This is a genomic window from Priestia sp. FSL W8-0524 (assembly GCF_038005965.1).
In the GTDB taxonomy this organism is placed as follows: domain Bacteria; phylum Bacillota; class Bacilli; order Bacillales; family Bacillaceae_H; genus Priestia; species Priestia zanthoxyli.
Window position 1 is genome coordinate 2,070,267 of sequence record NZ_JBBOUG010000001.1, and the last position, 19,942, is coordinate 2,090,208.

At 41.0% G+C, this 19,942-nt stretch carries 21 protein-coding genes; all 21 read left to right on the top strand.

All coding sequences use genetic code 11. The features are described 5' to 3' along the window. Positions 1-12: 12 nt before the first annotated feature. The 21 genes from NST66_RS10370 (at position 13) to NST66_RS10470 (ending at position 19,775) form a co-directional block, all read left to right on the top strand. Positions 13-774 carry an SDR family NAD(P)-dependent oxidoreductase gene (locus NST66_RS10370; RefSeq protein ID WP_049166364.1) on the top strand — a complete coding sequence of 254 codons (762 nt, stop codon included), beginning with the start codon at positions 13-15 and terminating at the stop codon, positions 772-774. A 29-nt stretch (positions 775-803) separates the two neighbouring features. Beyond that, a complete protein-coding gene (locus NST66_RS10375) occupies positions 804-1,577 on the top strand; it encodes an enoyl-CoA hydratase/isomerase family protein (RefSeq protein ID WP_340843302.1) in 774 nt (257 codons plus the stop codon). A gap of 16 nt (positions 1,578-1,593) precedes the next feature. After that, positions 1,594-2,577: a quinone oxidoreductase family protein gene (locus NST66_RS10380; protein WP_049164545.1), complete on the top strand. Its 984-nt coding sequence runs from the start codon at positions 1,594-1,596 to the stop codon at positions 2,575-2,577. Between the two features lie 193 nt (positions 2,578-2,770). Then, positions 2,771-3,655 carry a pyridoxal 5'-phosphate synthase lyase subunit PdxS gene (gene pdxS / locus NST66_RS10385; protein ID WP_014460089.1) on the top strand — a complete coding sequence of 295 codons (885 nt, stop codon included), beginning with the start codon at positions 2,771-2,773 and terminating at the stop codon, positions 3,653-3,655. Between the two features lie 37 nt (positions 3,656-3,692). Continuing rightward, on the top strand, positions 3,693-3,941 hold the full coding sequence (locus NST66_RS10390; RefSeq protein WP_013057065.1) for a ferredoxin: 249 nt from the start codon (positions 3,693-3,695) through the stop codon (positions 3,939-3,941). 214 nt (positions 3,942-4,155) lie between these two features. Next, positions 4,156-4,485 (top strand): DUF3870 domain-containing protein, encoded by a 330-nt coding sequence (locus tag NST66_RS10395; RefSeq protein WP_013057066.1) that lies wholly within the window; start codon positions 4,156-4,158, stop codon positions 4,483-4,485. A gap of 179 nt (positions 4,486-4,664) precedes the next feature. Continuing rightward, entirely contained in the window at positions 4,665-5,321 is a 657-nt protein-coding gene (locus NST66_RS10400; RefSeq protein WP_028413338.1) for a CoA transferase subunit A, read from the top strand. Position 5,322: 1 nt separating this feature from the next. After that, positions 5,323-5,985, top strand: a complete 663-nt coding sequence (locus tag NST66_RS10405; protein ID WP_274863891.1) for a 3-oxoacid CoA-transferase subunit B — start codon at positions 5,323-5,325, stop codon at positions 5,983-5,985. After that, a complete protein-coding gene (locus NST66_RS10410; RefSeq protein WP_049164550.1) occupies positions 5,985-7,166 on the top strand; it encodes a thiolase family protein in 1,182 nt (393 codons plus the stop codon). Before NST66_RS10405 ends, NST66_RS10410 begins: the two co-directional genes overlap by 1 nt. After that, positions 7,154-8,539: an aminotransferase family protein gene (locus tag NST66_RS10415; RefSeq protein WP_033578986.1), complete on the top strand. Its 1,386-nt coding sequence runs from the start codon at positions 7,154-7,156 to the stop codon at positions 8,537-8,539. The genes NST66_RS10410 and NST66_RS10415 overlap by 13 nt, the downstream gene beginning before the upstream one ends. Further along, positions 8,523-9,818, top strand: coding sequence for an aminotransferase class III-fold pyridoxal phosphate-dependent enzyme (locus tag NST66_RS10420; protein WP_034266166.1), 1,296 nt, complete (start codon positions 8,523-8,525; stop codon positions 9,816-9,818). Before NST66_RS10415 ends, NST66_RS10420 begins: the two co-directional genes overlap by 17 nt. A 28-nt stretch (positions 9,819-9,846) precedes the next feature. Continuing rightward, positions 9,847-11,304 (top strand): aldehyde dehydrogenase family protein, encoded by a 1,458-nt coding sequence (locus tag NST66_RS10425; protein WP_154991337.1) that lies wholly within the window; start codon positions 9,847-9,849, stop codon positions 11,302-11,304. Positions 11,305-11,333: 29 nt separating this feature from the next. After that, positions 11,334-12,854 carry a M81 family metallopeptidase gene (locus NST66_RS10430; RefSeq protein ID WP_099331002.1) on the top strand — a complete coding sequence of 507 codons (1,521 nt, stop codon included), beginning with the start codon at positions 11,334-11,336 and terminating at the stop codon, positions 12,852-12,854. After that, positions 12,842-13,321, top strand: a complete 480-nt coding sequence (locus NST66_RS10435) for a GNAT family N-acetyltransferase (protein ID WP_049164561.1) — start codon at positions 12,842-12,844, stop codon at positions 13,319-13,321. Before NST66_RS10430 ends, NST66_RS10435 begins: the two co-directional genes overlap by 13 nt. 42 nt (positions 13,322-13,363) lie before the next feature. Continuing rightward, the gene (gene ablA / locus NST66_RS10440) at positions 13,364-14,773 is read left to right on the top strand and encodes a lysine 2,3-aminomutase (protein WP_028408513.1); all 1,410 of its coding nucleotides are present in this window, start codon (positions 13,364-13,366) and stop codon (positions 14,771-14,773) included. A 2-nt stretch (positions 14,774-14,775) separates the two neighbouring features. Further along, entirely contained in the window at positions 14,776-15,054 is a 279-nt protein-coding gene (locus tag NST66_RS10445) for a YokU family protein (protein ID WP_049164565.1), read from the top strand. Positions 15,055-15,155: 101 nt separating this feature from the next. Next, a complete protein-coding gene (locus NST66_RS10450; RefSeq protein WP_165636056.1) occupies positions 15,156-16,637 on the top strand; it encodes an amino acid permease in 1,482 nt (493 codons plus the stop codon). A gap of 239 nt (positions 16,638-16,876) precedes the next feature. Beyond that, complete coding sequence (locus NST66_RS10455) at positions 16,877-17,623, top strand: MBL fold metallo-hydrolase (RefSeq protein ID WP_034266182.1); 747 nt, start codon at positions 16,877-16,879, stop codon at positions 17,621-17,623. A gap of 30 nt (positions 17,624-17,653) precedes the next feature. Further along, positions 17,654-17,911, top strand: a complete 258-nt coding sequence (locus NST66_RS10460) for a SunI/YnzG family protein (RefSeq protein WP_033578994.1) — start codon at positions 17,654-17,656, stop codon at positions 17,909-17,911. A 39-nt stretch (positions 17,912-17,950) separates the two neighbouring features. After that, the gene (locus tag NST66_RS10465) at positions 17,951-18,412 is read left to right on the top strand and encodes a GNAT family N-acetyltransferase (protein ID WP_049164576.1); all 462 of its coding nucleotides are present in this window, start codon (positions 17,951-17,953) and stop codon (positions 18,410-18,412) included. 190 nt (positions 18,413-18,602) lie between these two features. Continuing rightward, positions 18,603-19,775, top strand: coding sequence for an iron-containing alcohol dehydrogenase (locus NST66_RS10470; protein WP_049164578.1), 1,173 nt, complete (start codon positions 18,603-18,605; stop codon positions 19,773-19,775). Positions 19,776-19,942: the final 167 nt, after the last annotated feature.

Consider the following 19,942-nt stretch of genomic DNA (forward strand, 5'->3'; position numbering starts at 1 on the left):
AGGGGTATTATGATGCGTTTTGAAGGGCAAATAGCTATTATTACAGGAGCTGGAAGCGGCATTGGAGAAGCGACCGCTCAAAGAATGGCGAAAGAAGGCGCTCGCGTCATTCTTGTCGGGCGAACGAAAGAAAAACTAATACAGGCTGCATCCGCTATTGACACACGGTGTGAACGAAAATGTACAGATATTTTCCCAGCTGATGTAACGAAAGAAGAAGACGTCAAAGAGCTTGCTGAGTTTATAAAAGAAAAGTACGGACAAATTCATTTATTAATTAATAACGCAGGCGGATCTGTTAATTCCACAATCAAAGAAACAACGCTTGAACAGTGGAAACAGGTGCAGGACGTCAATTTAACAAGCGTATTTCTTGTAACAAAACATTTGATTCCTTTTTTAACTGAAGAAATAGCAGAAAATCGCTCTATTGTTAACATCGCTTCTCTTTCAGGACATAAAGCAGGTGCGCAAATTCCCCACTATAGCGCTGCTAAAGCTGCTTTAATCAACTTTACAAAAGCAATGGCATTTGAATTAGCACCTCACGGAATCAGAGTAAACTCTGTGTCTCCTGGATTCGTAGAAACACCTTTAACACAGCCTGGACTTGAAAATGAGCGCTTCACTAAGGCAATCGAAAAAAATACGGCTTTAAAACGTGTAGGTAAACCAGATGAAATTGCAAATGTTATTGCTTTTGCAGCGTCTAAAGAGGCATCGTATATGACGGGAAGTGATTTATTAGTAGACGGCGGGTGGCTTATCGTTTAATGCAAAGCAAAGAGGAGGAAGTCGAAATTATGAGTGATTTAGTAGTAGAAAAGCAGGGGACTATTTTATCTTTAACGTTAAATCGACCGGATCGTTTAAATGCATTCAGTGAGGAAATGATTGAAAAGTTAACAGCTGAAATAAAACAGGCACAAAGCGATGAGTCTATTAAAGTGGTTATATTAAATGGAGCGGGGCGCTCGTTTTCTGCCGGAGGCGATGTAAAAACGATGGGTCAAGCATCGGGAGCTGATGTTTATGAACATATCGGCCGTTTAAATGAATGTATTTTAGCGATGCAAAATCTAGAGAAGCCAATTATTTCAGCAGTTCATGGGTTTGCAGCAGGAGCTGCTTTTAATTTAGCTCTCGCTTCTGACTTTATCATCGCATCACAAGAAAGCCGATTTGTATTAAGCTTTTCTCAAGTGGGATTGATTTCAGATGGAGGAGGTCTTTACTTTCTCACAAAGGTCGTTGGCCCCCACAAAGCTAAAGAACTGCTATTTTTAGCAGAGCCTCTGGATGCCGATACGGCTTACAAAGCCGGTTTTTTGAACCGTGTAGTGCCGTTAGATCAGTTGAAAGATGAGGTTACGTCTTTTGCAAGCCGTTTATCACAAGGGACAACGAAAGCGTACGGAAAAATGAAAAAAATCGTCAACGATTCATTCCATTTAACGCTAGAACAAGTGCTTGAACAAGAAAGGCTAACGCAAGTTCTTATGGTAGAAACGAGGGATCATCAAGAAGGAATATCTGCATTTAAAGAAAAAAGAAAGCCACTATTTCAAGGGAAATAAGAGGGGGATATAAAAGATGAAAGCTATTCAATTCACGCAGTATGGAGGGCCTGATGTTCTGCAAGTTATTGATATTGCACGCCCTGTACCTAAAAAGAAAGATGTGCTCATTAAAGTTGCGGCAATTGGCGTTAATTATGCCGACGCTGCGCGGCGCGAAGGAGCATATGTAGTCGAAACGCCGCTGCCTTTTATTCCAGGCTCTGAAGTAGCAGGCGAAGTGGTTGAAGTAGGCGAGGATGTACAAGGGATAAAAGTAGGTACAAAAGTCGTGACACTGCTGGGATCTAATCGAGCAACAGGATACGCTGAGTACACGCTGGCAGATTCAAGAGGCCTTATTCCGTTGCCGGAGAATGTGGATTTAACACAGGCCGTTGCTTTGCCTCTTCAAGGACTAACGGCTTATCATATTTTAAAAACAATGGGTCGCCTTGAAAAAGGAGAAATCGTCATCGTTCATGCAGCAGCAGGCGGCGTCGGAACCCTAGCTGTTCAGCTTGCGAAAATTTTTGGAGCTGGAAAAGTTATTGCTACAGCGAGCTCTAAAGAAAAGCTTGAGCTTGCAAAAAAGCTTGGAGCCGACGAAGTGATTAACTATACAGAAACAGGCTGGGAAAAACGGATTTTAGAAGTAACAGAAGGAAAAGGAGCCGATATTATTTTAGAAATGGTAGGAGGGCATATATTCTATGAATCTCTTCAATGTCTTGCACCATTTGGGCGCCTCGTTTTTTACGGAATGGCTAGCGGAAAATCTGTAAAGTTTAACCCTGCTCGCTTGATGGAAAAAAATCAGTCGGTTCTCGGCTTTTTCTTACCTCAAATGATGGCAAAACCAGCACTTTATCAGCAAAGCCTGCATGAGCTATTAAACTACGTGAATTCCGGTCAGTTAAAATTAATGCTGGGCGGTACATTTTCACTTGAAGAAGCAGCACATGTACATCGTCTGCTTCAAGGAAGAAAAACGACCGGAAAATTAGTGTTAGTTCCTTAACAAAACAGCTTCCGTCTCTAATAGGGATGGAAGCTGTTTTAGTTTAAAAAATTGGCTTTCGCCTGCCAAATTTTTAAAAACCGCTTAATAATTTGGCATAAAAATCAGTACTTTTTACTAATTTTTTCTATATTTTAACCCTGGCATGGAAGTTGCATAATAAGTGTTTGAACATATAAAGGAGGAATTGAATATGGTGAGAAATGGAACGGACCGCGTGAAGCGGGGAATGGCAGAAATGCAAAAAGGCGGCGTTATCATGGACGTGATCAATGCAGAACAGGCAAAAATTGCAGAGGCAGCAGGCGCTGTTGCCGTTATGGCATTGGAGCGTGTTCCAGCTGATATTCGTGCAGCAGGCGGTGTGTCTCGTATGGCAGACCCAACAATTGTTGAAGAAGTGATGAACGCTGTATCCATTCCAGTTATGGCAAAAGCCCGAATCGGCCATATAGTTGAAGCACGCGTGCTAGAAGCAATGGGTGTAGACTACATTGATGAAAGTGAAGTGTTGACTCCAGCGGATGAGGAATATCACCTTAACAAAAGTACATTTACGGTTCCATTTGTATGCGGATGCCGTGATTTAGGGGAAGCAGCAAGACGAATTGGTGAAGGTGCTTCGATGCTTCGTACAAAAGGCGAACCAGGAACAGGAAATATCGTGGAAGCAGTGCGTCATATGCGCCAAGTCAACGCTCAAGTACGTAAAGTGGTAGGCATGGATGAAGACGAGTTAATGACAGAAGCCAAACTATTAGGTGCCCCTTATGAGCTATTACTGCAAATTAAACGTGAAGGCCGCTTACCGGTTGTAAACTTTGCAGCAGGCGGCGTAGCAACACCCGCGGACGCAGCGTTAATGATGCAGCTTGGAGCAGACGGCGTGTTCGTGGGTTCAGGAATCTTTAAATCAGACAACCCTGAAAAATTTGCGCGAGCAATCGTTGAGGCAACAACCCATTATCAAGATTATGAACTCATTGCAAGCTTGTCAAAAGGGCTAGGAAGTGCAATGAAAGGAATTGAAATTTCATCATTATTACCAGAAAATCGTATGCAAGAACGCGGCTGGTAATAAGTAATAACTTTTAAACTTAGTTAGGAGAATGATCATGGGGAAATATACAATAGTCGATAAAGAAACGTGTATTGCGTGCGGCGCATGCGGAGCTGCGGCACCTGATATTTATGATTATGATGATGAAGGAATTGCGTTCGTTATCCTTGATGATAATCAAGGCACTGTTGAAGTGCCCCAAGAGTTAGAAGACGATTTAATAGATGCGTTTGAAGGCTGCCCAACAGAGTCCATCCGTATAGCAGATGAAAAGTTTGATGGAGATTCGAATAAATTTCAATAAAGCCGAATAAATAAAAAAATAGAAAGTTTTTTTAAAAGAAAAGAAGGATTTTGTCTAGAAAAGGCGAAATATTAGTTGTGTAAGAACATATCTTTTTAAAAATGAAAGCACTTACATAACTAAAAGCATATGAGTTAGTCTCATTTGACCTTTCAGAATTATTAGTGTAAATGTGCGGAGTAATTAAATAGTTTTTAAAAGGAGATTAAGGGGCATGCAAATACTGAATACAGTCATTGTGACAGGATATGCAAAAGCTCCACAGGGAACTTCCATGTATGAAATGTATAAGCATGCGGGAATTGTACTAGAAGTGGATCTGACAGAGCATAAAATTGTAAATGCTGAGTTTACGTTTATTACGGAGCTGACGCAAAATTTTTTCCGGAAGCTGCTTATTGGTTACTGCCTTGCAGATGGAATTGAACCTCTTATTGAACGTATTCAAAATTATTATTTTGCTCCATCTCAACAGGCGATTATCGTAGCGCTTCAGGCTGCAATCCAACGTTACTGGGATAATGTGAATCAAAAAATTACATAGCGTTTGGTTAGAATAAAGTGAGAAGACAACCTCTTTTCATGGTCTTATTAAAACCAAGCAGACACACACGCTTTACAAAGAATGGGGGACGTCCCTGTTTCTTTGGGGAGTCATTGTGTCCTGCTTGGTTTTTTTCGTGTAAAGCGCTGTGAAATATAAAAAGAAAAGGAGGAAACAAAATGAACAAAATCATCACGCGCGAAGAAGCAGTAGGAAAAATAACTGATGGCGCACGCATTATGGTAGGTGGATTTGGTCTTGTAGGAAGCCCGCTCAGTCTAATTGAGGCGATTGCCAAATCAAACCTTAAAGATTTAGAGATTATTAGTAATAACCTCGGTGAACCTGGAAAAGGATTGGGTATATTGGTTCAAAGAAAACAAGTAAAAAAAGCTATAGGTTCGTATTTCACTTCCAATCCTGAAGTTGTGCATGCCTATCAACAACAAGAACTTCAAGTGGAGCTTATCCCGCAAGGAACAATGTCCGAGGCTATTAGAGCAGGAGGTGCGGGCATTGGAGGATTTTACACGCCTGTGAGCGTAGGGACTCAGCTCGCTGAAGGAAAAGAAGAACGAGTATTAAAAGGAAAGAAATATGTTTTGCAAGAATCGCTGCACGCAGATGTAGCGCTTATAAAAGCTAAAAAAGCAGACCGACTCGGAAATCTTATTTACAGCAAATCAGCAAGAAACTTTAATCCAATGATGGCAACGGCCGCTGATATCGTGATTGCTGAAGTAGAAGAAGTGGTTGAAGTTGGACAAATTTCTCCTGAAGAAATTATCACTCCTCATTTATACGTTACTTATATCGTAGTGAAAGGAGAAAAATAAGATGAACGTCAAACAATATATTGCTGGGCGCGCTGCAAAAGAGCTTTGTCACGGAGATGTAGTGAACTTAGGGATAGGGATTCCTACTTTGGTTGCTAATTATATTTCACCCGATGTTCACGTGTTTTTACATTCAGAAAACGGAATTCTCGGCGTTGGCCCTACTCCTGAAGAAACCTATATAGATCCAGAGCTTGTGAATGCTGGGAAGCTTCCCGTCACGGTCTTGGAAGGTGCCTCATTTTTTAACAGCGCCGATTCTTTTGCGATGATACGCGGAGGTCATGTGAATGTATCCATTCTTGGAGTGCTTCAAGTAGATGAAGCAGGGCGAATTGCGAACTGGGCTGTCCCTGGGAAAAGTGTTCTTGGCGTAGGAGGAGCAATGGATTTATTAGAAGGATCGAAAAAAGTGATTGTGACGACTCTTCATACGAATAGTCAAGGAGAGTCAAAGCTAGTTAGGAATTTAACCTATCCGCTTACTTCAGAGCGACGAGTCGATATGATTATTACGGAATTAGCTGTCTTTTCGGTAACCGATCTTGGTCTTGAACTTCTTGAAACAGCTCCGGGTGTTTCTTTAGAGGAAGTAAAACAAAAAACAGAGGCTTCTTTTCATGTTTCTACATTGTTTAGCAAAGACAATGAGGTGACGGCATAATGGCAGTGATTGTAAATGCATTTCGAACTCCTATTGGAAAGTTTGGCGGTTCGCTTGCAGATACGCTTCCAGAAGAACTAGTCTCTCTTGTGATGAAAAACAATTTGTCTTCAGCCGGATATACATCAGAGATTGTTGATGAAATTATTGTCGGACAAACGAAACAAAGCGCTCATGCTCCTAATATAGCGAGAGTAGCCGGGCTTAAAGCTCAATTCTCTGAACGTATTCCTGCTTATACCGTGCACCGCCAGTGCGGCTCAGGCATGCAGGCTGTGATGAATGGCGCTATGTCCATTTTATCAGGTCAAGCCGAAACGGTATTAGCTGGAGGAGTGGAAAGCATGTCTCAAGCACCGCACTATACGGTAGGCACTCGTTTTGGTTTTCACGTTGGTGATTTAACACTCTATGACTCTAACACAGAAAGTCAGCCAAAATCACAGCCTGAAACGCTATACGGAACGTTTACAATGGGACAGACGGCGGAGTGGCTTGCTGAAAAGTATAGCATTAGCCGTACGGAGCAGGACGAGTTTGCTTTTTATAGTCAGGAAAAAGCTAGGCGTGCTATAGAACTTGATTTGTTCGAAGAAGAAATTATACCGGTTCCTGTAAAAGAAGGAATGAGGCATTTTGCAACAGATGAATTTCCTCGTCTTACTAGCAAAGAAAAGCTTGGTACGCTTAAGCCCGTTTTTCAAAGAAATGGAACGGTGACAGCCGGAAATTCATCCGGAAGAAACGATGGCGCTTCGATGCTGCTGATGATGTCGGAAGAAAAAGCTGAGCACCTCGGATTAACACCTATGGCAAAGGTTGTGTCGTTTGCCGCAGCCGGCGTCTCTCCAAAGGAAATGGGAATTGGCCCCGTTTCTGCTTCGCAAATTGCTTTAACTAAAGCCGGTTTAAGCTTAAATGATATGGACTTAATTGAACTAAACGAAGCATTTGCCGCCCAAAGTATTGCTTGCTTAAGAGAATGGGACATCACATCAGAGAAAGTGAATGTAAACGGAGGAGCAATTGCGCTTGGACATCCTTTAGGCTGCTCCGGGGCAAGAATCATCACAACTCTGTGTCATGAGCTCCACAAGCAAAAAAGACGATACGGCCTTGCTACTATTTGCGTTGCAGGAGGATTAGGAATGGCGATGGTGGTGGAAAGATGGACGAAATAAAAAGAGATTATGTTTTTCATAGAGATTTAACAAAAAAGTACCCTATGATTACGCACGGTCAAGGAAGCTACTTAATAGATGAACAAGGAAAAAAGTATTTAGACGGCTGCTCCGGGGCCGTAGCGGCAAACTTAGGGCACGGCATTGTAAAAATAGCCGAGGCGATGGCTGATCAGGCTAAAAAAGCGGCGTTTGTTCATACATTACGTTTTGAAACAGATGTTTTGCATAAACTTGCAGGAAAAATCGGTAAAATGGCTCCACTCCATTTAAACAAAGTCTATTTTACATCAGGAGGATCAGAAGCCAATGAAAGTGCATTAAAATTAGCAAGGCAATATCACAGAGATGCCGGAAAGACGCAAAAACACATCGTAATCGGAAGGTGGCAGTCCTATCACGGAAATACGATAGGGGCACTATCAGCTGGAGGAGATGTAAAAAGACGATATCCTTACACACCTAATCTTTTACATTTTGCGCACGTTTATTCTCCTTATTGTCATCGCTGTCCGTATAATCGCAATCAAGAAGACTGCGTGGCAAATCAAAACTGGAGCTGCATCACCGATATTGAACGCACCATTTTAGAGCTTGGTCCAGAAAATATTTCAGCTTTTATCGCAGAGCCGATTGTAGGAAGTCAGCAAGGAGCTGTCGTGCCTCCGCTTGACTATTTCAAAAAAGTACGTGAGCTTTGCAGCCGCTATGACATTCTTTTGATTGTTGATGAAGTGATGACAGGCTTTGGGAGAACAGGAACTGATTTTGCAGTGGAACAATTCGGAATCGAACCGGATATTTTAACGTTTGGTAAAGGAGTTTCAGCAGGATACGCTCCTTTAGGAGGAATGGTTGTTCATGACCGTCTGATTCAAGGACTGTTAGAAAATAGCGGCGGAAAATTCCTTCACGGCTATACGTACAGTGGACATCCTGTTTCGATAGCGGCAGGACTTGCTGCTTTGGACATGTATGAAGAAGTAAATATCCTTCAAAATGTAGAAACTCAAGGTGCGTATTTAATGGAATGTTTAGTAGCGCTGCAGCGCAAGCATCCGTATATTTCAGATATTCGCGGCCGCGGACTTTTAATTGGATTAGAACTAATGAAAGACGCCAATCAACAGATATTTTTCGAGCCAGGCGAAGCAGCCAGCGAAAAGCTCAATGAAATTTGTATGGAGCTTGGAGGCGTATTTTATCCAGGGTCCGGATCTGTAGATGGACATAAAGGAGAACATATCATTATTAGTCCTCCTTTAAATATAACGAAATCAGAAGTTGATGAAGTAGTGAGATTGCTAGATCATGCGTTTTCTATTTTTCATCAGCACATAAGAAAGGATGAGTCATATGAAAGTGCAAAATAAAACAGAAGAGCTTCAAATCAAAGGCAAAAAACATTTATCACCCGTGATGACAAGAGTAACAGAGCTTGTTATTGAAAAAGCGCACGGTGCGAAATTTTGGACAGCTGATGGCACGGAATACATTGATTTTGTATCAGGAGTAGCTGTCAATGCAGTAGGTCATACACATGAAAAGATGGTAGAAGCGATTAAAAAACAAGCAGATCAGCTGCTTCACCTCGGTTTAAATTACGGATACTATGAAACAGCTGTGAATTTGGCGGAAAAACTTGCGCAAATTACGCCAGGAAACTTAGATACGGTTTTCTTTTCAAACTCAGGCGCAGAAGCTATTGATGGAGCGCTTAAGTTAGCAAAAGCGGCCACTGGCAGACCAGCGATTATTGCTTTCGAAGGTTCTTTTCATGGCCGTACATTAGGAGCTACAGCTATTACGGCTTCAAGCTCCAAGTACCGAAGCTACTACGAGCCGATTTTGGGAGAAGTGTATCACGCGCCTTATCCGTATCCAAGTCAGCTTCCTAATATTGACGAGGAAGAAGCGGAAGCATATTGCTTAAATCAACTGCAAAAGCTGTTTGAACTGCGAGTGGATCCTTCACGCGTAGCGGCGATTGTTATTGAGCCAGTCATGGGCGAAGGAGGCTATTACCCTGCTCCTTCTAGCTTTTTACGCGCACTGAGAGACATAGCGAATGATTATGGCATTCTGCTTATCTTTGATGAAGTGCAAACGGGATTCGGGCGCACTGGAAAAATGTTTGCCGCAGAACATGCTGGAGTCACACCAGATATTTTAGTTTTAGCAAAAGCTCTTTCCGGTGGTATGCCACTAGGAGCGATTGTAGCAAGCCGAGAACTGCATGAGAAATGGCCAACAGCCGGACATGGTTCTACTTTTGGTGGAAATCCAGTATCGTGCGCAGCTGCTTTAGCTAACATTTCAATCATTGAAGAAGAAAAGCTTGTAGAGCGCAGTGAAAAAGTAGGTGCCGATATTGTGAAACGTCTTCAGCATTCTATCGGACATTTACCGGCTATTAAAGAGGTTAGAGGAATTGGCATGATGATTGGCATTGAATTTCATGTTGAAACAGCAGCTGCTTATGTTCCTGCCATTAAATCAAAAGCGCTGGAAAGAAGACTGCTTATCATGAACTGTGGAGTCAAAGGGCAAACCATTCGCTTAATGCTGCCGCTGAATATTGATAAAGACGTGCTGAATCAAGGGCTGTCTTTATTAGAAGAAGTCATCACAGAAGCAGTTTCAATTAACTAGCTTTTTAAATGAAAAGGAGGGTAACGATATGAGTCAAACTAAAACCGAACTGTTGCAAGGAGATTTATATATTAACGGCGAGTGGGTAAGTGAAGAGGAGCAAACCTATTTTAAAAGTATAAACCCTGCAACACAAGAGCTCGTCGGAATGTGCGCAGCCGCTACGGCTAGTCAAGTCGATGCTGCCGTAAACGCGGCTAGTAAAGCCTACAGCCACTGGAAAAATATATCTATTCCTGAACGTGCAGCATTTTTAACAAAAGCAGCTGGGCTTTTTGAAAACAGAAAAGAAGAGCTAGCCCAAGTAATGACAAAAGAGATGGGAAAACCGCTATCAGAATCCATAGGGGAAGTTGGTGTCGTCATTGCAACAGCTCAGTATATGGCGGGAGAAGGAAGACGTTTGTTTGGCGAAATAGTGCCCGCTGGCTTTCCTGACCGAGATATAAAAATGGTTCGCGAACCGCTTGGAGTTGTGGCATGTATTACACCTTGGAACTTTCCTGTTTCTCTCGCTTCTTATAAAATGTTTGCCGCTTTAATTGCTGGCAATACCGTTGTCTGGAAGCCGGCTTCAGAAGTGGCGCTCTCAGCGAAGATTTTTATGGAAGTATTGCACGCTGCGGGGCTTCCAAAAGGAACGATTAACTTGCTTACAGGATCGGGCAGAATTGTTGGACAAAAGCTTGCTACGCACTCTGAAGTGAAAATCATCTCATTTACAGGTTCTACGGAAGTTGGTCAGCAATTAGCAGAAATGAGCAGCAAAACCTTAAAGCGTATTTCTTTAGAGCTAGGAGGAAAAAACGCGGTTATCGTATTAAAAGATGCCAATCTGGATAAAGCAGCAGAGGGAATCGTTAAATCAGCATTCACGACAACGGGTCAGCGTTGTACCGCAGCTAGCAGAGTCATCGTGGAGCGTTCAGTAAAAGAAGAGCTGTTGAAAAAAGTAATAGCTCTTACAGAAGAAATGAAGATTGGAAATGGTCTTGATGAAGGGGTTGCAATAGGACCGCTTGTTAATGAACAGCAGTGCCGTTTAGTAGAAGATTACGTACAAAAAGCGGTAGAAGAAGGCGGGAATATTGCGCTCGGAGGTCGTGCTTTATCAGAGTTAGGAACTTGTTATTACATGCCTACAATCATCGATAACGTCCATTCAAATCACACAATTGCTCAAGAAGAGATTTTTGGTCCCGTGCTTGCTTTTATTGAAGTAGATGGCTACGAAGAAGCAATGAGCGTCAATAATGGAACGGTGTACGGACTTTCCACTTCTATTTATACAAGCAGCTTGCACTATGCCAGCCGAGCTGCCAAAGACGCTGTTAGCGGATTAGTCTATATCAATAACGGAACATCTAATGCTGAAATGGGGGTAGCATTCGGTGGAATGAAAATGTCTGGCAACGGCCACAGGGAAGTTTCTCATCATGCATTTGATGTGATGACAGAATGGAAGTCTGTCTACACCAACTATTAATCTCGCACCTTAGCGAAAAGGAGGAGCACATGTCTTCATATCGCATTGGCATTGCCTTTTTTTATCATGAATCTCACAGCTTTAGTCCATTAAAAACAGAAATAGAACAGTTTGTACAAGAAGGATATTTTGTTGGAACGGAAATATATAAAGCATACTCAGGAACCAAAACAGAAGTAGGGGGATTTTTGGATGTATTAAAGCAAGAGAAGCAAGTAGAAATCGTTCCCCTTGTTTGTGCAGCTGCAATTCCGTCTGGGGTTGTATCTTCGGCAGCTTATTACACAATTGAAAAGCAAATGCTGCATATGCTTACTCACGCCGGCCCGCTAGATGGCTTATTAATCGCCTTGCACGGCGCAATGGTAGCAGAGCATCTTTTCGATCCGGAAGCTCATTTGTTAGGTCAAATAAGAAGCTGTATAGGAAGCGACGTTCCCATTGCTACTACGCTCGATATGCACGCAAATATCAGTGAATATATGCTTACGTACACGCCGCTACATTTCGGTTTTAAAACATATCCTCACGTTGATATGTATGAACAAGGAGTGAACGCAGCGCGAGCGCTTTTAACACAGGTAAAAGAAAGCGCTATCTATTATGCGTCTTTAAAAAAACTGCCCATGCTTTTGCCGTCGATTAATATGCGAACAGCAGAAGGACCTATGAAAAAAATGATTGATCTTGCTAAGCAAGCCGAGCAAGAAGAAGACGTATACAATGTTTCCGTTTTTGGAGGCTTTCCGTATTCTGATATTCCAATTGCGGGAGCAAGCGTGCTCGTAACAGCTTTGAATCCGGAAACAGCAGAAAAAACAGCAAATAGACTAGCTTCTCAATTTTGGAGTATAAAAGAGGAATTTATGGTAGATTTGCCTACCGTTGAAGAAGGTCTGCAAACAGCGTTAAAACGATCAAACGAACAGCCAATTGTGCTCGCTGATATAGCGGACAATCCTTTAAGCTGCGGAAGCGGTGATACAACAGAGCTTTTAGAATACATGCTGAAGCTAAATATGCCGGGGACACTGTTTGGAGGTCTTTATGACCCTGAATCTATTAAACAATGCTTGCAAGCAGGAGTTGGAAGCTACGTCTCTCTTTCCTTAGGAGGAAAAGTTTCTCCTGAGTTTGGAAAGCCCGTTGAAGTTGAAGCAAAGGTCATTGGCTTATCAGAAGGTGAGTTTTACAATTCGGGACCGTTTAATCAGCATTTAAAAGTAAATGTAAAAGGCGCAGCTCATATTCGAGTAGGAGAATTGGATATTTTGTTGATTGGAAGGCCGATATCAGCAAACGATCCTGAACTTTTTCGCCATATCGGTATCGAGCCAGCAAGGAAAAAAATCATTGGTTTAAAAGCTAAAAATCATTTCAGAGCCGCTTTTGAACCGCTTGTAGGGTCTATCATCTATGTGGATGCTCCAGGCGTAGCGTCAAATCGCTTAACGACCTTTAATTATCAGCACCTTCCAAGTCCAATATGGCCGCTGCAAGATGCAAAATATGAAAGTGAAAAAAGGAGGAAAGAAAAATGGATGCATTAAAAGAGCAGTATTATATCGAAGTCCCAGAGTCGTTAAGTCCCGCGCAGCAAAAAATGATGATTGAACTTGAAAAAGATGCGTTTCCGGGCATGGGAGCCGTTGATGAACAGACGCTTGTACCTTTAGCGCGCTACGGAAAGCTCATTCAATATTTCCAGGAAAATGACGCAAGGCCAATTGCCATTTGCGAGCTGCTTAGAGATTACAAAGATGTCACAAAAGCTTATATCTTTGGGTTCTACGTCCGCTCTGATAAACAAGGAAGCGGAGTTGGACAGCTGTTCTTAGAAGAAATATTTTCTATTCTACAAAAAGATAGTTTTGAAAGTGTTTGTTTGACTGTGAATGTAAAAAATGAAGGCGCTGTTAAGCTGTATAAAAAAATGGGCTTTACGATTAAAGAAACGCGAGCAGGAGAGTTTGGCGAAGGAGAAGACCGCTATTACATGGTGCGGTCAATTTCTTAGTAGAACATCTATTCAAAAAATAAACTTTGGAGGGAATATAAAATGAAAAATACATTATATAAAGCAAGCAGACACTGGAAAGAAATCGAGCTTTGGAAAGATGTAACGGACGAGCAGTGGAACGACTGGGTATGGCAGCTGACAAACACGATTAAAACATTGGAAGATTTAAAGAAAGTGATCAATTTAACACCTCAAGAAGAAGAAGGCGTTAAAATTGCAACCAAAACGATTCCGTTAAACATCACTCCTTATTACGCATGGTTAATGGATGAGAACGATCCGAAATGTCCAATCAGAATGCAGTCCGTTCCTATTTCAGAAGAACTGCATAAGACAAGGTATGATTTAGAAGATCCGCTTCATGAAGATGAAGATTCACCGGTTCCTGGCTTAACGCACCGCTATCCAGACCGCGTGCTGTTTTTAGTTACAAATCAGTGCTCTATGTACTGCCGCTACTGTACAAGAAGACGTTTTTCAGGACAAATTGGCATGGGCGTTCCAAAAAAACAGCTGGATACAGCTATTAATTACATTGCTGCCAACCCTCAAATCCGTGATGTATTAATTTCCGGAGGAGACGGCCTATTAATCAATGACAATATTTTAGAATATATTTTGAAAAATTTGCGCGATATTCCGCACGTAGAAATTATTCGTATCGGTACAAGAGCGCCGGTCGTGTTCCCTCAGCGCATTACAGAAAATCTGTGCAACATCTTAAAGAAATATCATCCGGTTTGGCTAAATACGCACTTTAACACATCAATTGAAATTACAGAAGAATCAAAGCGTGCATGTGAAATGCTTTCCAACGCAGGAGTTCCAGTTGGAAACCAAGCGGTTATTTTAGCTGGAATTAACGACAGCGTGCCAATCATGAAGCAGCTTATGCATGATTTAGTAAAAATTCGCGTGAGACCTTACTACATTTATCAATGTGATTTATCAGAAGGAATCGGCCATTTCCGTGCGCCAATCAGCAAAGGGCTAGAAATTATGGAAGGACTTCGCGGCCATACGTCCGGCTATGCAGTTCCTACGTTTATCGTGGATGCTCCTGGAGGAGGCGGTAAAATTCCGCTGCAGCCAAACTACATTATTTCTCAAAGCTCCAATAAAGTTGTGCTTCGAAACTTTGAAGGTGTTATTACGTCTTATCCGGAGCCGCAAAATTACCAAAGTGGCAGCGCAGAAGAATTTTATAAAAAAGTATATCCTGAAGTGTTTGAAAAATTTGAAAGCAACGGTGTTCTTTCGATTATTGATGATACAAAGTTCAACTTAACGCCAGAAGGTCTAAACCGTCTTGACCGCCGGAAAACGTATGATCAAAATCCAGAGCATAGCTCTTTAAAAGACAAGCGTGAAAAGCGCGATCAATTAAAAGAGAAAAAATTTGAAACGCAAATGAAAAAATACGAAACAGCGGGAGCGAAGGAGGAATAATATTGAAGTGCCAATGGTGCGAATCATATGAAGCCAAGGAGACGGATGCAACGGTTTATTGGGAGCTTCCTGACGGTACAAAAGCTATAGAAATTAAAGAGACGCCTTCCATTACATGTTCAGAATGTGGAATTACGTATCAAACAGACGAAACAGTTGGACAGATTGAAGATCAACTGTTTTTAATCAACACCTCTGCCTTAGAAAAAAGTGTAACGTACGAACAGCTTATGAGCCTGCCTCGTCTATTAAAACGAAACTACTTTGATTTTTCAAAGTGAGCAATAAAGGATCCATCTCCTACTTTTTATAGGAGATGGATATTCTTATACGCTTTACGTTAAACATGTTCGCATAGTTCTTTTATGAAGGTGGGATAAGTATGGAAGCAGTCGATATAAATCGTAATGAAGAAGAAAAAAAACAGGACGATAAGCATGTAAAACGCCATTTAAAAGCTCGTCATATGACCATGATTGCCATTGGAGGTTCAATAGGAACTGGCTTATTTCTAGCCACGGGATCTTCCATCCAAACTGCTGGACCGGGAGGAGCGCTGATTGCTTACGGGGCTATTGGAATTATGGTTTATTTTCTCATGACTAGCCTTGGAGAAATGGCCACGTTTATGCCGGTATCAGGTTCTTTTTCAACATACGCCAGTCACTATGTAGACCCAGCTCTCGGGTTTGCGCTCGGCTGGAACTACTGGTTTAACTGGGCTGTTACGCTCGCTGTAGAAATAGCTGCTTCTGCTATTATCATGAAGTTTTGGTTCCCTGATGTGCCAAGTATTATCTGGAGCGCTTTGTTTTTAGGCTTAATTTTTTTACTTAATTTCCTATCTGTAAAAAGCTATGGAGAATCTGAATATTGGTTTGCTCTCGTAAAAGTAGTAACCATCATTGTATTTATCGGAGTGGGCCTTCTGACGATCTTTGGCATCTTCGGCGGTGAATATATCGGCTTTAAAAACTTTACATTAGAAGAAGCGCCGGTCAACGGCGGATTTCTGTCCGTACTAAGCATTTTCTTTATCGCGGGATTTTCTTTTCAAGGTACAGAGCTAGTCGGTATTGCGGCAGGGGAAAGTGAAAACCCTCAAAAAAATATACCAAAAGCCATTCGCCAAGTCTTTTGGCGCATCCTTCTATTTTATATTGCAGCCATTGCTGTAATCGGGCTTATCATTCCTTACACCAGTCCATCTCTTCTAGGAGGAGATGTGGATAACATTGCGGTTAGTCCATTTACGCTTGTTTTTGAGAAAGCAGGAATTGCTGCAGCTGCTTCGGTGATGAATGCTGTTATTCTTACATCCGTTTTATCAGCCGGAACATCTGGTTTATATGCTTCTACGCGAATGTTATGGTCAATGGCCAATGAAGGGCAAGCGCCTAAAGCGCTTCGGAAAATTAATCGTCGAGGAATTCCAGTAAATGCGCTTGTTTTAACCACTATTATTGGCGGTCTTGCCTTTTTAACATCCGTTTTTGGTGATCAAATGTATATGTGGCTTTTAAACGCTTCAGGTATGAGCGGATTTATTGCGTGGATTGGTATTGCCGTCAGCCACTATCGTTTCCGAAAAGCATATGTTGCTTCAGGACAGAATCTAAATGATCTAGCTTATAAAGCAAAATGGTTCCCTCTAGGTCCTGTTCTTGCATTTGGAATGTGCCTCATTGTTATTTTAGGACAAAACTATCAAGCGGTACTTTCCGACAAAATTGATTGGTACGGCTTAACGGTCTCCTACATTGGCCTGCCTCTCTTTTTAGCGACGTGGTGGGGATATAAAATAGCAAAGAAAACCAAGGTTGTACCTTTGCATGAGTGCATTCAAAAAGAGGATAAGAAATAAAAAAGCCATAGTGGCTAACGACAAAGAAAAAAGGTGAACCCCGGACAGTGGGGTTCACCTTTTCATTTATAAAAATCGATTATTTTACACTCTGTTATACAAATATCATATCATAAAAAGTGATTTTTTTCCAGTCTGGTTTTTATTTTGTTTATTGATAAAATTCAAGAATAGCACTGCATGCTAAGCAATTGTGGAGGTTGGAAATCTTTGTACTTTAATAAGAAAAGGGGTTCGTAATGAGAATTTCTGCAGGTGTTGAGATGCTACAGTTGACTGCCAGAGCTTTTGACCAAGATATAATATTAAATCCTACGTTAGTTTGGAATAACGATGAAGCTATTCTAATTGATACAGGAATGCCTGGGCAAACCGATCAACTGAAAGAGATCTTGGGTGAATTGAATATATCTATTGAACAGCTAAAAGTAATTCTTCTAACGCATCAAGATCTAGATCATATAGGGTGTGCGACTGATATACGAAAAAAATCAAATGAAAATATCATCGTATATGCTCATGAATTTGATAAGCCGTATATTGAAGGGAAACTTCCGCTTATTAAAACGAATGCTAGTCAAATGAGTAAAGAAGAACTATCAGCTATACCTGATGAAATAAAATATTTATATAAAACCCCTCCAAAAGTTGACGTGGATATAGTATTAAAAGGAAGTCAACTGCTTCCATACTGCGGAGGCATTGAAGTTATTTTTACTCCCGGACATACGCCTGGGCACGTTAGTTTTTATTTAAGAAAATCAAAAACGCTGGTTGCCGGAGATGCTCTAGTATTGGCAAATGGACAGCTAATGGAACCTGTTAAACAAACGACCTTAAATATGGACCAAGCAGTTCAATCACTTGAAAAGTTTTTAAACTATGAGATCGAGCATGTTATTTGTTATCACGGAGGCTATTTTCAAGGCTGTCCGAAAGAAGCGATTTTAAGGATAAAAGAACACGTTGCAGAGAGACAAAGTTAAGATAAATAGAAGCCAAAGGGGATGGACAAAATGTTTACACCAACTATCAGTGTCCGAAAAATAAATGATAATCTCATTATAAAATGGCAGCTTGCACACTTTACGATTCCGTTAGAAGACATTCTTGAAGTAACGGAAGATGACACGTACGGAGGCAAAGAAGCAAACGCCATTCGAATTGGCCCTCCGTACGGAACAACTGACCGAATTTTTATTAAAACGACCAATAAAAACTATCTGTTATTTACCTCAAACGCACCGGCTATATTAAACGAAATAAATTCATAACGACCACTACTAAATATGAGATATATAGGAGAGAAAAAATTGAAGATTAGCCGTACTTTCGATGCTGATACAATTGCCAAGCTTAATCAGTCTGTTCATCAACTGCATGTAGAATTATCCCCCGAGCGCTTTCAAACATATGATTTTCAGAAGATACATGAATTTTTTAAGAAAGTTATGGAAAACGATAGGTTTATCTTTCTTTTAGCAGAAGATGAAGGACAGCATGTAGGATTCGCTTGGGTTGAAATAAAGCAGTATTCAGAAACAGTGTTTAAAAAAGCTTACAAGTCAATTTATGTTCATCAAATAAGTATCGCAGAACTCCACAAAAACAAAGGGTTTGGTTCAAGTTTGATGAAAGAAATTTATAGCATTGCCTGTACTCAAGACATAAATACAATTGAGTTGGATTACTGGAGTGACAATACGGTTGCGGAGAGTTTTTACGAAAAAGAAGGCTTTGTTACGTATAGAAAAATGGTTTATAAAGAGCTTTAAAGAGAGCATTTACTTGCTCTCTTTTTTATGTCTAGGAAGCCATTTTCTTCATTTTAATCACTCAATAAAACAAAGTACGCGATTTGAGAACTTAACTCTTGAAAAATTTTTGTTTTACATTTATACTTACATTCTTGTTCGCGTAATGCGACGACTTACTTTATATTCAACTAGGAGGTATACAGATAGTATGGAAAATTTCATTTATCATAATCCCACAAAATTAATCTTCGGAAAAGACCAGCTTCAAGCATTATCAGAAGAACTCCCGAAATACGGAAAAAATATTTTGCTTGTATATGGTGGAGGAAGCATTAAGAAAAACGGTTTATACAATCAAGTTCTTGCGCTGTTAAAAGAGCTAAACGTAAACATACACGAGTTAGCGGGCGTAGAGCCAAACCCTCGATTATCTACGGTACGAAAAGGAATTGAAATTTGCCGAAATGAAAACATTGACTTCATGCTAGCAGTCGGCGGAGGAAGCGTTATTGACTGTACAAAAGCAATCGCTGCCGGAGCTGAGTATGAAGGAGACGTCTGGGATATTATTAACAAAAAAGTCACGGCTACAAAAGCACTGCCGTTTGGAACGGTATTAACATTGGCAGCAACAGGTTCTGAAATGAATCCTGATTCGGTTATTACGAATTGGGAAACAAATGAAAAATACGTTTGGGGAAGCGCCGTTACGCACCCTGTATTTTCTATACTAGATCCTGTGAACACGATGTCTGTTCCTAGAGATCAAACTATCTACGGCATGGTAGACATGATGAGCCACGTGTTCGAACAATATTTCCATAACGTGAAAAACACGCCTTTACAAGATCGTATGTGCTATTCCGTATTACAAACAGTAATTGAAACAGCACCGAAATTGCTAGAAGATCTGCAAAGCTACGAACACCGCGAAACGATTTTATATTCCGGAACGATCGCATTAAACGGAACACTTCAAATGGGCTACTTTGGCGATTGGGCTTCACATACAATTGAACACGCGGTATCAGCAGTATATGACATTCCTCATGCGGGCGGTTTAGCAATCCTATTCCCAAATTGGATGCGACACGTTGTAGATCAAGATGTCACTCGTATGAAACGCGTCATGACAAGCATGTTTGATATTGAAACTGCAGGTAAAAGTGACAAAGAAATTGCGTTAGAAGGAATCGATAAGCTAAGCGCTTTTTGGTCAAGCCTTGGTGCACCTTCTCGCTTAGCAGATTACGATATCGGAGAAGAGCGACTAGACGAAATTGCTGGAATTGCTGCTCGTGAAATGGAGCACGGAGGTTTCGGTAACTTTAAGAAACTGAATAAAGATGATATTTTAGCTATTTTAAAAGCATCACTATAAGGTGAATAGCAAAAAGAAGGAGACATAGATCTCCTTCTTTTTGTTTTATCTTATAAATGATTGGAACTTAAGTAGCGTATGGAGAAATTTTTTTCTAGGATTTCGGTTAATAATCTAAGAAAAACCTTTATAATTGAGTACAGAAAGAACGCTTTAGAGGATATAAG